The following is a 16,066-nucleotide window of genomic DNA, read 5'->3' on the forward strand; positions in this document are numbered from 1 at the left end:
GTGTTTAGCTATTGCTCTGCTTTTCTAAAGCCTTTCTAATGTGCTCACTATCCCAGTGGTTGTCATATTCTACTATACCTCTTTTGAAGTCTTGACTCAGTAACTTCTCCTGCTCTTCCATCTCTTTTCTAGCCTTGAAAATGTAGTTATCATCTCGTTTAGATTCTTTGGCTAATCGTCGCAAACTATCTTCATCATACTTTATGAAATTTTGCACTTGTTTGTTGAGTGTATATTTCCTGAAACCCATTTTGCTTAAAACATCTTTAGCTAACGATAGCGAAGTGTCTAATGTTTCGCGGTAAATGTTCTCGATACCCAAGTTCAATAAATCGTATGCTTCGTACCTGTTTTTGGCACGAACCATAAGTTCTACATGTGGATAATGCTCTTTTACGAGCTTAATTACTTGCTTAGTAATGGAAGGGTTATCTATGGTACAAATCAACATTTTGGCATCCGCAATTCCTGCAGATTCTAATAAGTCTAAGCGTGTAGCATCTCCATAATACACTTCAAAGCCCATTTTACGAAGGAAATCAACACGATTAGAATCTTGGTCTAATATGGTAGCCTCTACACCATAAGACCTTAAAAATCGCCCAACTGTGCTACCAAAATGACCAAAGCCTACCAATATTATCTTTTGTGTTTTGGCTACATGGTCCATCGGTCTTTTGATAGACTCTTTAGTGCCAAGTCTTGGAAGAAGGAGTCGTTCGTTTAGCAGGTTTATAATAGGTGTGAGCGACATGGTAAGTGCTGTTATAACCAGCATTAAATCCATCTGGTCTTGTTCCAAAATGTTTAAACTAAAGGCAAAGGACAAGAGTACAAAAGCAAATTCTCCTATTTGGGCTAAGCCAAATGTTAGCAGTAATTTTTGGTCGATTTTTAGTTTGAAAATAGACCCTGTAATAAATAATACTAAAGCTTTTATGGCAATTATGGCAAGTAAAATACCGCCAATGGTAAAGGGGCTTTTCGCAATAACTATAAAGTTTATAGAGGCACCCACAGCCATGAAAAATAAACCAAGGAGTAAGTTTTTGAAAGGTTCTAGGGTGCTTTCTAATTCATGTTTAAACTCACTATTTGATAATACTACACCACCTAAAAAGGCACCTAGGGCAGGGCTTAAACCTACGTATTCCATCAAAAATGAAATGGCAAAGACAATTAAAAAGGCTGCGGCTATTAATAATTCTCTTACACCCGTTTTTGCCACTTTGCGTAGCATAGGCACTATCAAGTACTTACCCGCAAAAACAATTACAACAACAGATAAAATAATAGCTAATGTTTGAAAACCTATAGGGAGATTGTCTAACAAATTAACGTGTTCGTTATGATTTTCTGCGGAAGATGGTGCTGCCGCATTGGAGAGTAAAGGCAATGCTCCAAGCATAAAAATCACAATAATATCTTGGAACAATAAAATGGAAAAGGATGAATTTCCGAATGTGGTATCCATCAATCCTTTTTCTTTTATGGTTTGTAGAGCTATGGCGGTAGATGATAAGGCCACAGCCATGGAAATGACCAATGACACTTTCCAGTCAAACCCCAATGATGTAAACAGAAAATAGGAGAGGAGCATGGTTCCTATTACCTGCAAACTTCCCATGCCTACAATGGTTTTTCGCATGTTCCAGAAGTTTTTAGGCTCAATCTCGAGACCAATCAAAAACAGCATCATGACCACTCCAAATTCTGCAAAATGAAGAATGTCTTGGCCTTCTTCTCCAATAAAACCAAGGATATATGGTCCTATTAAAACTCCTGCTAGTAAATAGCCAATAACCGAACTTAAGCCTAAACGTTTAGCGATAGATACACAAATAATGGCTCCGGCTAAAAATACGATGGCTTGAAAAAGTAGACTTCCTGTCATAAAATTAGAGCGTTTTTAATTGTGGAATATCGTTTAAAAAGGCACAGCCATTAAACTTGCTTAAGGTTATTTCTTTTTGAAGCAAGTCTATCAAATTAGAATATTGAACAGCATGTTCTTCTAATGCGTCATCACTCAAAAGGTGAGTCCCCATGACAGCAAAAGGCGGGAAATAGGTCATTCCACAGAGATTAGCCGTTTGCTCAAAGGGTCTTAAAAACTCATTGACCGAAAAACTATTGCTTCCTTGTGAGCAATAAAGCTCTCTGGAACCTCCTGTGGTTATTACATTTAAACAGGTTTTACCTTTTAGTGCAACGCCATTTGGGCCGTAAGCCCAATCAAATTCCAGTACCATATCTATCCACTGTTTCATTAAAGGCGGACAGCTGTACCAGTAAAATGGATGGTGCCAAATGATGATGTCGTGCTTATTTAGTAGGTCTTTTTCGGCGTCGACATCAATATGAAAATCGGGATATGCCTCATATAAGTCATGAAATGTTACCCCTTTCTTATCTTTAATCTGGTCTACGAGGATATTATTCGCACGCGATTTTTCAAACTTAGGATGTGAAAACAGAACTAATATTTTTTTCATTTATCAAGAGTTAAATAGCTTTCTGTACACATTAACAGGAATTGGCTAAGTTTAACCAATATCTTAAATATACTTCACTCTGTACAGTAGTCCGTTTTTAACCGCAATAAATTGAAATAAGTTTTTTCGTTCTTCTTAAAATTGAAAAGAATATAAGGCTTACCAAATCTTGATTCTTTCCTCTAGAGGTTTAAAGTTAGCTTCTCCGGCTTTGACATCAAATGCTTCGTAGAAAGGAGTAAAGTTAGATAATGGGCCATTTACACGCCAAATTGGTGGTGAATGTGAGTTGTTCTTGATGTAATTTCGAAGGTATTCGTCACGTGTTTTGACACGCCAAATTCTAGCAATCGACATAAAGAAACGTTGGTCTGGCGTGTAAGCATTGGTTTTTGTGGTGTCTTGCCCTTGTTTTGTCATTTTGAAAGCATCATAAGCTATAGAAATACCGCCATTGTCTGCTGTGTTTTCTCCTACCGTAAGACCACCTATTAAATGTAAACTGTCCAAAACAGTGTAGGAGCTGTATCTATCAATAATGAGTTGAGTTTTTGCTTTGAACTTCTTGTAATCTTCGGCTGTCCACCAGTTTTTAACGTTTCCGTCTTTATCATACTGTGCACCATTATCGTCAAAAGCATGGGTCAGCTCATGACCAATCACCATGCCTATACCACCATAATTAATGGCGTCATCCGCTTGTAAATCGAAGTATGGAAACTGTAGTATTCCTGCAGGAAATACAATCTCGTTCATGGATGGATTGTAATATGCAGTTACTGTTGCAGGCGTAGTGTGCCACTCGTCTTTATTAGGAGCTTTGTTTAATTTTGCTAAATCGTATTGGTAGTCGTTTTTTCTTAATGCCACTACATTTTCAAAATACTTGTCTTTTTGGATGTCAACATTATCATATTCTCTCCATACATCTGGGTAACCTATTTTCTTGGTGATGGCATATAGCTTTTCTTTTGCCTTCACTTTGGTGCTGTCACTCATCCAGTCGAGTTCGTTTATTCTGTTTTCAAAAGCTTTTTGAAGGTTATTTACCAAATCAGATACTCGCTTTTTCGAATCTTCATTGAAATGTCTTTCGACGTAAAGTTTGCCAAGTGCATAGCCCAGTTGTCTGTCAACTTTTTGAACCATCAACTGTGCTCTTGATTTTTGAACGGCTTGACCAGAAAGTACTTTTTCATACTGGAAAGCTGCTTTTTGAAAGGATTCGCTTAAAATATCGGCATAGTTGGTTAGAATGTTGGCTTGTAAATAAGCCTTCCAATCGGCAATTGAAATTGAACCTAGTAGGGCATTTAGTTTTGTATAATAAGCCGTTTGACGCACATCCACAGAATCTGCTTTGGTACCAAAATTTTTCAACAAAGTAGACCAAGCAATATTGGACTGCGTTTTGTCTAGGTCTGAAATTGCCATTCTATTGAAATTGGCTTTTATATCTCTTCGTTCTGTTCGTGTTTTGTGTACTTCGGCCAGTTGTTTTTCAATGTTGTAGGCCGTAGCGGTGCTTTTCTCAGCTTGCGTATTTCCTGTGATTTGAAAAAGTGTAGTTAAATAAGCTTTGTAAACATTCTGAATTTCGATGGTAGATTCGTCTGTTTTGAAATAATAATCACGGTCTGGCAAGCCTAAGCCAGTTTGACTAAAGTGTAGCATATTGACGCTACTATTCTCTTTGTCAGGTGAAACATCCATGCTAATCAAAGAATAGTTACCAGCCTTAAACTCATCCGTTACAAATTGCATCAACTCGGAAACGTTTTTGATGGAGTTGACTTTGTCAAGCAAAGGCTGAATAGGAGTGAAGCCTCGCTTGTTGATTGTGGTGGTATCCATACCGGAGCTGTAGAAATCACCTACCATTTGGTCAGGAGTTCCTTTTTTGTGAGTACCACTTGAAACCTCTTTTAATATGTCTTCTAGCAGTTTTTTCTGAGGAATATTTAAGAAACTGTACGAACCAACCCCTGATTCATCATCAGCGATTACCGCCTTATCGTACCATTGTTTGTTTACGTGATTGAAAAAGTCGTCACCAGGTTTGATGTTTTGACTAATACCATCGAATTCAAACTTTTTGTCTTCCGTGTTTTTTTCACTTGCACAGGAATTGAATACAAAGATGGCTAAGGCTGAGTAAAAGAGGTTTTTCATTTAGACTAAGGCTAGTTTTAATATGGATGATGAATATGGCTTATTAATCGTAGTTTTCCATATTAAACTTGAGGTTTTTATTCGCTGGCCATCTTTTACTTCTCTCTTTACTCTTCTATCGCATTCTTTTTGCCAAATAAATAAATCTTTGTTTGAAGTAAAACAACCATTGAAACTAAGGCAACAAACATGATGAGCAATAGCATGTTAATTTCAGGTTTTATTGAGGACAAATCGCCTCCGTAAAAAGCTATTTTTCTGAAAGCACCTAAAAACTGTGTTAAAGGAATGTACTGTGCTACTTGACTGATAGCGTTTGGAAAGGCAATGGTAGGCCATGTAAATCCGCTCAAAATAAAGGCAGGTGTAGATATGACCATTAAGAGCTCTGTAGCCTTTAACTGACTTGGAATGGCTATAGAAAATAACATTCCAATAAACATAGAAGCCAGTGATAACAAAGTGGCTAAAACAAACATGGGAAGGTTAAATATATCGGCGTCAATTTTAAAATAGGGGATAAACAAACTCACAATAGCCCACATGATTGGTATCATCACTAAAAATGGGATGGCTTTTAAGACAATGTGATATAATGAAAACTTGCTCTTTTTGACAAGTGTTCCAAAGTAACCGTCTTCAAAATCTCGGGCAAAAACTAAGGCTAAAGCCAAAAAGATGACTTGTTGCATGATGGCGGCAAGAATACCCGGAAGCATAAACGTAACATAGTTTCCAGAAGAATTGTAAAGCTTATTAAAGTTGATTTTGAAACTTTCGTAGCTAGCTGCGGCTTGGCTTTGGTGCAAGCCTTGCTTTTTTAATCCTTCTATTTCAATGCCCGCATTTAGTGTCATCAAAACCGATTGGATGTTTTTACTAGCAGTATTTGCATTTAGCATATTTGCCATGTTAAGGTCCACTCTTATTTCAGGGTGTCTTTTTTGTAGTATATCCGCCTCAAAACCGCCTGGAATGGTTACTACGGCAGCATATTCCTTGGTTGGCATTTCTTTAATAAGGTTTCCTGAAGTATGGCGTACATCGCTCACAGCCAGTCCTTCGTTGTCAGCAAACGCATCAATCATTTTGTCAGAAACTGGACTATTGTCTTCGTCCACTATTACTATGGGTAGTCCAGTTACTTTTGCCCCTTCATAAACGTAACCTAGGAGAAGTCCGTAAAAAATAGGTGCTCCAATAAAAATGGCAAGCAGTACACTATTAGAAAAAATGCGTTTGAACTCTACTTTTATTAAATGTAAGTACTCTATCATGGGTATTATTCTTTTATCAAAATGGTGGCATTCAAGAAAAATGACTGAGCAGACACATCCGAAGTAGGTACTACCTTCAATTCATAAATAGCTTCAGATAATTCGTACAATGGCGATGTACTGCTAATGTCGGCGTAGTGAGCCAACTGCTTTATAGCTATGATTTTAGCCTTGGTTTTTTGCTCTATGTATGGATTGGTCAAGGTAAGTTCTTGGTCTACTTTGAAATCATATATTTTGGACTCTGGCACCGTAAATCGGAAGAACATGCTGTTCTTTTGATAACCGTTAAATAGGGCATAACCAGGAGTTAAAAGCTCGCCCTCTTGCAGGCTTATGGTTTCGATAGTCATGTCTACGGGGGCAATCATTAGTTGCTCATTTGCAGCAGAAATTACTTCTTGCTTGGCACCAATAGCTCTGTTTAATTGTCCTTTGGCTTGGTCTATTTGCTCTGTACGTGCACTTTGACCTACTTCTTTGCGTTTCGCTTTTAGTGCAGATATTTGTGCTTTAGCCATGTCGCGTTTCATTTTTACTTCGTCAAATTGTTGTAAACTAATCAGCGAATCTTTGTACATGGCGGCTAGTCTGTTGTATGATTCTTGAGCAAAATTAAGTTGTGCTGCTGCAGCATCAATTTGACCGTCAATTTGCCCTAACTGCTCCGCAGTGGCACCTTTTAAAGCCATGTTTAATTGCCCTTGTGCGGCAGTTATGGCTCCTTCTGTTTGCATCATTTTAGCATTTACTTCGGGAATATATATGGCAGCTAATGTGTCTCCTTGCTTTACAGTTTGTCCTTCTTGCACATAAATTTTGCTAATTCTTCCCGCCAGTTTATTACTAACTGAAATGGTTTCAAACTTTACTTGACCTCTATAGTCAGTGATTGGTTCGGGGTTTTCGCAAGAGCTTAAGTAAGCCACTGCCATAAAACCGATGAAAATATTTACTAGTGATTTCATTTCTGTTGTTTGTTAATTAATAGTGAAGTATTCCTTTGGCGTGAAGTAATGCAGTAGCTGCCTTACGCTGTTTGAAAAAAGATTCTTGTAGTTTGAAATTGGATTTTTCTAAGTCATTTAGAGCAATGAGTACATCGTTAATAGAAGCCAAATTATTCTTGTATTGCTTGTTAATCATGTCGTAGGTATCACTCGCCAAATCAATTTCTTTTTCAACCATTTTTATGTTTTGAAGGCTAGACTGATAGGTCAATTCGGCATTGATGACACTCAAGGCTATCATCTCTTCTGCTTCGGCTTTTTGCTCCCCATATTTTAGACTTTCGATTTTAGTTTTTTCGCTTTTTAATTTAGATTCAAAGCCATCGAAGACGTTCCATTTTAGGCCAACTCCTACATACCATTTTGGGTCTAATAAGGACAAGCCACTTTCTATAAATTCATAGCGACCTTTTACCGCTACCTTTGGTATGAAATTGTTCTTTTCCATTTGAGCTTTGAAAAGTGTAGCTTGCTCTGCTTCTTCTAATGCCATTATTTCATTTCGCTTTTCAGTGCCAGTTAAGGTATTAATGGCATAAGGCTGTAATGTTGGGCTTAGTAAGCTTAAATGCTCTCTGTCATCATTTGTGAGCTGATGGAGCATTTCAATCAGTAAGGTTTTGTTTTGCTCAAACTCCATTAACTTTCCTTGTAACTGCTGCTGTGCCAGCTCAATTTTTTTACGGTCAATGGGCGTAGTCAAACCATTTTCAATGGCTTTTCGGACAAAGTGTTCTTGCTCATTTAAGAAGTTTTTAGACGTAGTAAGTACACCTTTGGAGGCATATACCAAGGCTAGTTTATCGTAAGTTTCTATAATTTTTAAAGCTACTTTGTCTTTTTCTACTTCGGTTAGGTGATTTAGAGACGCCTCTTTATGTTTACTCGCTTCTATGGCATTATCTACAGCAAATCCACTAAAGATTACCCAATCCAAATCCATATTGGATTTCAATATGTTTTTGTTCTGCAAATTAGGGACAGGCTGTAAGGGAATAGATGCAGGGAATTCTGTATTGAAAGGAATTCCGGCAGCTTCTTTGATGAGAAGTTTTTGCGTAGCAACTAATAAGTTTTGAGTATCATCATCAAAGGTGATATCATCATTTAACCTCGTATAGCTCCCGTTAAGGGTGATTTTTGGTAGTAGTACAGACTTGGCTATTTTTTGGTCAGTTCTTACTTGTTCGCTTTCAAAATTGTAAATATTGACACTATGGCTTTTATCAAGTCCTTTGCTGATAAGCTCCCTAAGATTTGGATCCAAAAGCTGAGCATTAGACGTGGCTGGTATGAACCACCCAAGGGCTAGCAGTAAGACACTTAATTTGGATTTGGTGTTTTGCATTGTAAATCTTTTGTTATTACAATGCAAAATTGATAAGACGGAAGACCGTATCCTTTGATCTAAATCAAAAAGCGAAAATGGATGCCATTTAGCTTAATCTTTTCTTCTAATTCGGCTGAGGGTCTCTTGTGTTATTCCAAGATAAGAAGCAATATGACCTAGAGCTACACGCTGAGAAATATCTGGAAATTCGGCGAGCATATAGTTGTATCGTTCTTTGGCGGTTTGAAACTGTATGGCATTTAGTTTATGAACCATTTGGTTAAGCATTTCTATGGCAAACAACCTAGCGAGCGTTTCCATTTTATGGTATTTAGCAAGAAGCAAATCCATTTTTTCTTTAGAAATACTATAGACCACGGCATCTTCTAAAATCTCCAAATAATACAAACTAGGAGTTTGCTGAAAGAAGCTATCGGCACTGGTCATGAAGCTGCCATCACCAAAAAACCACTGCGTTACATCTTTGCCATCTTCTTTGAGGTAATAGCTCCTGCCAATACCGTGTTCTACAAAATATAACTTATGGCAAATTTGACCTTCTTTTATTAAGACCTGCTCTTTAGTGACAGACTCTTTTTCAAAATGAGAAACAATATCGTTTAGCTCCTCGGTAGAGAATGGCACAAGTTTTAATAAAAAATCGGCAATCATATTATGAAATCAATTGAAGGTTTAAAGCCATTAAGTATGCTTTAAGCGAAATTAATTCTTTCAGAGAAGAATCTGCAGTCTTCCCAGAAAATGATGCCTTTTAGGGGCGAACCTTTCAATAAGGGTTTATCAATCATGTATAAACAAATATGGACAGTATTTGACTCATAGACTTTGGGATTCTGAAGTGTGACAAATGTAACTGAAGGCTTAATGTTTTTTTTGGAAGTTTGAGGTATAGAAATCAATGACAACCTAAAACTAATAATCATGACAAACTCAAATTTTAAAATAGAACAAATTTATACAGGATGTATTGCTCACGCGGCATATTACATTGAGAGTAACGGAGAAGCAGCCATTTTTGACCCTTTAAGAGAAGTCCAGCCTTATATTGACCGAGCGTCAAAGGACAATGCAAAAATTAAATATGTTTTTCTAACTCACTTTCATGCAGATTTTGTTTCTGGTCACATTGACTTGGCTAAGAAAACGAATGCGAAAATTGTATATGGGCCAACTGCCAAGCCTTCTTATGAAATCATAAAAGCGGAAGATGGTCAAATTTTCGAGGTAGGAGACTATAAAGTGAAAGTGATTCACACACCTGGCCATACGATGGAAAGCAGTACTTTCCTTTTGATAGATGAAAACGGAAAGGAACACGGTATAATTACTGGTGACACCTTGTTCATTGGCGATGTAGGGCGTCCAGATTTAGCTCAACACGTGGTAGAAGACTTAACAGAAGATAAACTAGCAAGACATTTATACCATTCTTTGAGAGAGAAAATAATGCCTCTTTCAGATGATTTAATAGTGTATCCTAATCATGGTGCTGGTTCTGCTTGTGGGAAAAAGATGAGCAAGGAAACTACAGATACTTTAGGCAATCAAAAGAAGACAAACTACGCTTTACAAGAAATGACGGAGGACGAGTTCGTGAAGTCTGTTTTAACGGGTTTAACTACGCCGCCAGCATATTTCCCTGCAAACGTATTAATGAATATTAAAGGTTATGAAAGCTTAGATAACATTCTAGAAAAGGCTAAAACGCCACTTAAGCCAGCGGAATTTGAAGCTGTTGCTACCGACTCTAGAGCATTAGTGTTAGACACAAGAAGTGCGAAAGACTTTGCAAAAAAGCATATTTCTAATAGCATAAACATAGGTTTGGACGGTAGTTTTGCGATGTGGGTTGGTGAAATGATTGCAGATATTAAGCAAGAAATATTATTAGTAACCGAGGAAGGAAAGGAAGCGGAAAGTATGGTTCGTTTATCTCGAATTGGATATGACCATACCATTGGATATTTAGACGGCGGAATTGATGCTTGGGAGAAAGCTAATTTTGAAACTAGTTCAATAAATAGAATTTCTGTTAAAGAACTAGAGAGCATGCCCCTTGATAAGACTAAGGTCTTTGATGTAAGAAAGAAAAGTGAATTTGAATCAGAGCATTTAGAAGGAGCTATAAACGTCCCTTTGAATGAGATTAACAGTCATTTAGCCGAATTTCCTAAAGAAGAGAAGTTTATACTGCAATGTGCTGGTGGATACCGAAGTATGATTGCTTCATCTATTTTGAAACAGAGAGGATGGGATAATTTTGCGGATGTCATAGAAGGCTTTGCAGGTATTAAAGAAAGCAAATTGCCAGTGACAGAATACGTTTGTCCTACTACATTGTTGTAATTTTTAATAAGCATATTGGTATAAATTTATGTTATGCCAATATGCTTTTTTTTATAGCCTAATGCCGCTCCATTAACTGAGACATGATTTCGATAAGGGAATTGGTCCTTTTTCCATGGACCTACTCTTTCCTACATTTTATTAAATACATCGGCTGGTTGTCTTCTACTTCCGTACTTTCAAAAAGTCCGAATTGACCAAATTCTTTTTGAACCGACTCTTGGTCGTAATAGAATATTTGGGCACCTGCATGAAATTCATAGCGGTCTTTACTTATGAGCTTTCCTTTGCCATAATTGGGAGCATTTTTAGTGATGGCAGTAAAAACCATGAAGCCGTTTGTGTTGAGTTGATTATAGCAGTTTTGTATCAACATTGCTCTTTCTTTGCTATCTAACAGATGAATGAGAGCAGAACAAAATATGCCATCATACTTTTTCTGGTCAAAAGGCATATCATTTACAGAGCCGTGATATATGGTCATATCTTCCCCATAATGTTTTCTGGCTAGGTCAATGGCGGTTTTTGATATTTCTATACCTGTTACCTCCATTCCGTTTTCTTTAAAAATTTGGGCATTTCTGCCGTAACCTATACCAGGAATAAGGATGTTCTTTACAGCATTTTTGACAAAAAAGTTTTTGACCAAAAGAGTTGGTTTAGCAGGTTCAAAACCCCACATTTCTTGCTTGTCAATAAAGTTGGTTTCCCAAAATTCTGTCATAATCTATCTGGTTTGTAACAAACTTCGTCTTTCATGATTTCGCAGAGAATCGCTTCTTTTTGAAGCACTGATATTATCTTTTTGGCATCAATGCTTTGACCCTCAACTCGTAAAACAGTGTGACCGCAAGGGTAGGGCAGCCCTGTTTCGTCCATATCAAAATTAATAAGCAAATTGCTAAACTCTTCTTGGAGCAGTTTTTCCATGCTGTTTATATGCAATTCTTCCGTGATATTTGTGATGAAAACTTCTACCATCATTTTCTATTAAAGCTCTTAAAATTGTTCTTGGCTGAGTTCCATATTTACCATGGCACCCGCTATATTTCCAGATGCTATTGCATTGCTTAGAGAACGCATTCTGGTGGTGTTATCGCCGCAAGAAAACACGCCATCCACGGTAGTTTTTTGCATCATATCTACTTCTACAAAACCCTGTTCGTTTATTTGGCAGCCTAGTTTGGCTAGCATATCAGTGTGCTGTATAAATGGCGTATGTGCGTAGGCTGCAGAAAAGGTCTCTTTAGTTCCGTCTGAAAAGAGGATGTTTTTTAATTGGCCATTTTCATGCTCAATTTCTACAATCTCTTTTTCATTGACTGCTATCTTGTGCTTTTTGAGTTTTGATAATTGCTCTGCATCAAAGTCGGCTTTGCCGGAGGTTAAAATAGTGAGCTTGTCTGTAAGGTTATTGACCAGCGAAGCCATGTGTATGGCAGAATCTCCCTGTGCCATAATGCCTGTTTTTTGATTTCTTATTTCATAGCCATGGCAGTAAGGACAATGCACCACAGAAATGCCCCAGCATTCGGCGAAGCCCTTTATAGCAGGCATAATATCTTTAATACCTGTAGCAAAAATCAGCTTTTTTGCCGTGTATGTTTTGCCTGATTTTGTAAGAATTTCAAAACCATTATCTGTTTTGTTTCCCTTAATGGCAAGGTCTTCTATAAAGCTTACCGTAGCGTATTTTAAAACATCAGATTTCGCTTTAGCAGCTATCTCACTTGGTTTTACGCCATCTTGCGTGATGAGATTATGGGCATGTGGTGTCTGTTTATTACATGGCGAACCACTGTCAATTATCAAGGTTTTACGCAACGAACGTCCCAATGCCATGGCAGCTGAAAGGCCCGCATAACTGCCGCCAATAATAATGACTTCAAAATTTTGTGTGTTATTCATTTGATTAAATCCATTTAGTAATGGTTTTATGGAGATTGGTATCTGTCTGTAATTGCAAATTTGTCGCAATAGTATGTGATGCAAAAGTAGTGTCTTTTTTATTTGTTGCAACGTTGTCGCAATAAATAATTTTTAACTTTGTGCTAATGAAGAGGAGAAATACGCCAACAAAGGATGCTGTGCTTTCAGTTTTGAGTTCGTCGGCAAAGGCCATGAGCCAAGACGCTATAGAGAAGGCCATAGCTGTGGATATAAACAGGGCTACTATTTATAGGGTTTTAAACCGCTTTTGTGAAGATGGCATTTTACACAGAATAGTGGCAGACGATGGCAAACAGTATTTCGCTTTATGCGTAAAATGTGATGAAAATGAGGCTCCTTTGCACCATTTTCACTTTAGATGTACCAAGTGTGAAACCATAGAGTGCATGCCTATTCCGGTGCATTTTTCAATAGAAAGTGCTTATAAAGTAGAAACAGTGAACTGCGTGCTTACAGGAATTTGTAAGGACTGTTCTTGATTTGAAATAAGCACAAAACATTATGTTTTGCACTTATTAAACTTGTTTTATTTCCAGTCGTTTTTCAAATAACTTAGTGCTTCTTCTAAGGCTACTTTTGATGGTTTAGGGTTAAAGCCGAGTTCTTTTTTAGACTTAGAAATGTCATAATCTTGTTTTAATCCATAAAACATATCCAAGTAATGACGTTGCAGTAAAGGTTCTTTTCCTGTTAATTTACTTCCAAATTCCATTAAACCTGCCACCGTATAGAGTAGGAATTTTGGTACTTTTTTAGGTGTTTTTAGCTTCAATGCCGGATATAGTTCAGCGGCTATTTTTACGCTTTCTTGTAAGGTGGTGTGTTGTTCGTTTGATAAGATATAACGCTCGCCATTTCTTCCTTTTAACATGGCTCTGTAAGCTCCCAAAGCCACATCTTTTACATCTATCCAGTTTAATGTCACATTGGTGTCAACAGGTATTTCTCCATTTAAAATTTGAAGAACAAGGTTGTTGGTATAGCTTAGTTTAAAGGCTTTGCTGCCAATCATGGCCGAAGGTAAAATCACCACCGTTCTGATGCCATATTTTTCGCCCAGTTCTAAGGCTAGTTTATCAGAATCGTTTTTGGAATTGTAATACCAGTTTCGTCTGTCTTTGTTATAGCCATTATCTACATTTCCTGGTAATTTGGTGAAGTCTAAAGAAGCCACCGAACTTACATAAACAATGTTTTTAATGCCGCATTCCTTCGCTATGTCAAATACATTTTGGGTGCCTTGTACATTATTATCATAAATGTCAACCTTTGGGTTTTTAGCCCACATACTAAAGTTGGCACCTACGGCATATAGGTTGGTAACTCCTTTAAAGGCCTTTTTTAATGATTCTCTGTCGGTAATATCGGCCTGAACTACCTCGCAGTTTAAGCCTTCAAAAGGCTCTTGCTTATTAATGTTTCTTACAGATGCTCTTACTTCGTGCTTTTCAGAAAGTAATAAACGCACCAGGTTATTGCCTAAATGGCCGTTAGCTCCAGTGACCAGTGAAATTTCTTTGCTCATGATTTATAGTTTTTTGTATGAGCAAATTTCCGGACTTATAGCTAGGCTAGAAATAACATTTGTTAGAAAGCGACCTGTTTTCTAATACGACTTAAAGATTGGGGTTCCATGCCTAAAAAGGAGGCAATATTATCTACAGAGACGTTTAAGGCTAGGTTTGGGTGTTGGTCTAAAAACTTCAAATAGCGTTCTTTAGCAGTCAAAACTTGAAAATCTTTGACACGTTCTAGCTTACAAGCTAGGTGTTCGTTGGTCACGGCTTTTACTAAATCACTCCAATTGGTGGAGTTTTCTTGTAAAAGGTCAAAGTCGGGTTTTGCTATTTTTATAAGTTTACAATCTGTGACTGTTTCGTAGTAATCTAAAGATGGCGTTTCGCTCATAAAGCTATCCAGAGAGGTGAAAAAATCATTTTCAGGAACTAGGTGCTGAATCACCAGTTTACCATCTATGTTTTGATATCCCTTGACAATTCCCTTACTCAAAAAGTACAAATGGCGTTCTGTTTTTCCTGCTTCTAAAAGTTTGGTTTGTGCAGGAACGTCCACGGGTATAGCACACTTTTCTAGCAGACTAATGTCGTCATTACTTAGGGTTTGGCGTGATTTAATATAGTCTAGTAAACTTTGCATGGGACACATTTGACGAGTTAAGAAATCGTTATTAAGAGCTTATATAAGCTAATCTAAGCGATTTCAGTTTCATTTATGTGTAATTATTCCCAAGGGCCATTTTGGGTAACATTATAAAAGGATGTTCCATCAAAACGGTAAAGTCCACCACCGCCGCCAACCCAAAATCTGCCTTCTTTGTCTTCAAAAATAGTTTGTACGGCTAGCACACGCAATCCTTCGTTTTTGCCATAATTGGTAAAGGAGCTTCCATTAAAACAATACACGCCATAGCCTTCCGAGCTAAACCATATATTGCCCGCTTTATCTTCATACAATACACAGACTTCATTATTACCAATGGTGTCATTTTCGGTGTAGTTGGTAAAGGTTTTTCCGTTCAATCGGCTTAGGCCTCCAAACCTCGTTCCAAACCAAATGTTGCCGTTTCTGTCTTCCATAATATTGTCAACGTGGTTATCGGTCAATCCATCTTTTTTGGTGTATTGGATGAATGATTTTCCGTCAAATTTGATGGCTCCATTTCCGCTAGTGCCAAACCAGATATTTCCTTTTTTATCTTCTGAGATAGACCAAACGGTAACATCTGTCAATAAGTTAAGGGAAGGCTTTTCTTTGGAGTAGGGTAATTCAAAAGACGCCCATTTGGTGCCATCAAAACGAAAGACACCATTTCCTGCACCTGCCCAAATGTGGCCTTTGCTGTCGGCGAATATGCTCCAGAAATGTTGGCGTTTAAAATAGTACTGCGAATCATAATTGATAAACTTTTTTGAGGACTCTTGTTTCACCACCCCTTGATTAGTCGCAAACCATAGGTTTTTGTCTAGGTCTTCTGTAATACCCGTAATTTGTTGACCTCCAAAACCTTGCTCATTAGAGAAGTAAGAAATGCTTTTTCCATTGAAATGGGCTACACCTCGTCCGTTTGTACCCATCCATAGGTTTCCTTCTTTGTCTTGAAAGATGTTTCTTATGTATTCGGCTATTTGAGGTTGGGTATAATTCGTAAGGTCAGCGAATAAGTTACTGGTGGAACTTGGCTTTTCTTGCCCACTGCAAGAGCTTATGAAAGCCATGATAAGAAGCAATGAAAAGATGTTTTTGGTATTCTTCATTCGGTACTATGTTTTTCTCAAAAGTAGCATGAAGAGGCCTCCAAGGCTGTAAATCAATTGTAAATTAGTGTCAATGAGTTGTAAAATTTTAACTATGCTAATTGGTTTTAATGGATATCGAGCCGGTGGCTTTTATAGCACCTTTGTTATGCTGTAAGCTAAGAGTAACAGATGGTTTTAGTGGGATAAT

15 protein-coding genes are annotated in these 16,066 nt (G+C 37.5%); 2 read left to right on the plus strand and 13 right to left on the minus strand.

Features of this window, described 5'->3' with window-relative positions:
* Window positions 1-4: 4 nt before the first annotated feature.
* The 7 genes from AC0L6O_RS10940 to AC0L6O_RS10970 all read right to left on the minus strand — a co-directional run bounded on the left by AC0L6O_RS10940 (window position 5) and on the right by AC0L6O_RS10970 (window position 8,956).
* Window positions 5-1,894: a monovalent cation:proton antiporter-2 (CPA2) family protein gene (locus AC0L6O_RS10940; protein ID WP_473302328.1), complete on the minus strand. Its 1,890-nt coding sequence runs from the start codon at window positions 1,892-1,894 to the stop codon at window positions 5-7.
* A 4-nt stretch (window positions 1,895-1,898) separates the two neighbouring features.
* Complete coding sequence (gene kefF, locus AC0L6O_RS10945; RefSeq protein ID WP_473302330.1) at window positions 1,899-2,495, minus strand: glutathione-regulated potassium-efflux system oxidoreductase KefF; 597 nt, start codon at window positions 2,493-2,495, stop codon at window positions 1,899-1,901.
* 159 nt (window positions 2,496-2,654) lie between these two features.
* A complete protein-coding gene (locus tag AC0L6O_RS10950; protein ID WP_473302332.1) occupies window positions 2,655-4,667 on the minus strand; it encodes a M13 family metallopeptidase in 2,013 nt (670 codons plus the stop codon).
* 107 nt (window positions 4,668-4,774) lie between these two features.
* Window positions 4,775-5,944 (minus strand): ABC transporter permease, encoded by a 1,170-nt coding sequence (locus AC0L6O_RS10955; protein ID WP_473302333.1) that lies wholly within the window; start codon window positions 5,942-5,944, stop codon window positions 4,775-4,777.
* A 5-nt stretch (window positions 5,945-5,949) separates the two neighbouring features.
* Entirely contained in the window at window positions 5,950-6,912 is a 963-nt protein-coding gene (locus AC0L6O_RS10960; protein WP_473302334.1) for an HlyD family secretion protein, read from the minus strand.
* A gap of 16 nt (window positions 6,913-6,928) precedes the next feature.
* Complete coding sequence (locus AC0L6O_RS10965; RefSeq protein ID WP_473302335.1) at window positions 6,929-8,302, minus strand: TolC family protein; 1,374 nt, start codon at window positions 8,300-8,302, stop codon at window positions 6,929-6,931.
* Between the two features lie 93 nt (window positions 8,303-8,395).
* Window positions 8,396-8,956 (minus strand): Crp/Fnr family transcriptional regulator, encoded by a 561-nt coding sequence (locus AC0L6O_RS10970; protein WP_473302336.1) that lies wholly within the window; start codon window positions 8,954-8,956, stop codon window positions 8,396-8,398.
* A 270-nt stretch (window positions 8,957-9,226) separates the two neighbouring features.
* Between AC0L6O_RS10970 and AC0L6O_RS10975 the strand changes: the two genes are divergently transcribed.
* A complete protein-coding gene (locus AC0L6O_RS10975; RefSeq protein ID WP_473302337.1) occupies window positions 9,227-10,651 on the plus strand; it encodes an MBL fold metallo-hydrolase in 1,425 nt (474 codons plus the stop codon).
* Window positions 10,652-10,772: 121 nt separating this feature from the next.
* Here the strand turns inward: AC0L6O_RS10975 and AC0L6O_RS10980 are convergent, their stop codons facing one another.
* The 3 genes from AC0L6O_RS10980 to AC0L6O_RS10990 are packed head-to-tail and all read right to left on the minus strand — an operon-like array spanning window position 10,773 to window position 12,559.
* Complete coding sequence (locus tag AC0L6O_RS10980; RefSeq protein ID WP_473302339.1) at window positions 10,773-11,375, minus strand: class I SAM-dependent methyltransferase; 603 nt, start codon at window positions 11,373-11,375, stop codon at window positions 10,773-10,775.
* Complete coding sequence (locus AC0L6O_RS10985; protein ID WP_473302340.1) at window positions 11,372-11,635, minus strand: hypothetical protein; 264 nt, start codon at window positions 11,633-11,635, stop codon at window positions 11,372-11,374. The genes AC0L6O_RS10980 and AC0L6O_RS10985 overlap by 4 nt, the downstream gene beginning before the upstream one ends.
* 15 nt (window positions 11,636-11,650) lie before the next feature.
* A complete protein-coding gene (locus tag AC0L6O_RS10990) occupies window positions 11,651-12,559 on the minus strand; it encodes an NAD(P)/FAD-dependent oxidoreductase (protein WP_473302341.1) in 909 nt (302 codons plus the stop codon).
* Between the two features lie 146 nt (window positions 12,560-12,705).
* On the opposite strand from AC0L6O_RS10990, the gene AC0L6O_RS10995 reads away from it, so the two are divergent.
* Window positions 12,706-13,080, plus strand: a complete 375-nt coding sequence (locus AC0L6O_RS10995; RefSeq protein WP_473302343.1) for a Fur family transcriptional regulator — start codon at window positions 12,706-12,708, stop codon at window positions 13,078-13,080.
* Between the two features lie 47 nt (window positions 13,081-13,127).
* On the opposite strand, the gene AC0L6O_RS11000 is transcribed toward AC0L6O_RS10995, so the two are convergent.
* The 3 genes from AC0L6O_RS11000 to AC0L6O_RS11010 form a co-directional block, all read right to left on the minus strand.
* Window positions 13,128-14,126: an NAD-dependent epimerase/dehydratase family protein gene (locus AC0L6O_RS11000; RefSeq protein WP_473302344.1), complete on the minus strand. Its 999-nt coding sequence runs from the start codon at window positions 14,124-14,126 to the stop codon at window positions 13,128-13,130.
* A gap of 62 nt (window positions 14,127-14,188) precedes the next feature.
* Window positions 14,189-14,758 carry a Crp/Fnr family transcriptional regulator gene (locus tag AC0L6O_RS11005; RefSeq protein ID WP_473302345.1) on the minus strand — a complete coding sequence of 190 codons (570 nt, stop codon included), beginning with the start codon at window positions 14,756-14,758 and terminating at the stop codon, window positions 14,189-14,191.
* 83 nt (window positions 14,759-14,841) lie between these two features.
* Complete coding sequence (locus AC0L6O_RS11010) at window positions 14,842-15,876, minus strand: ligand-binding sensor domain-containing protein (protein WP_473302347.1); 1,035 nt, start codon at window positions 15,874-15,876, stop codon at window positions 14,842-14,844.
* Between the last annotated feature and the right edge of the window lie 190 nt (window positions 15,877-16,066).

The organism is Arcticibacterium sp. GJ41-1 (assembly GCF_055808875.1).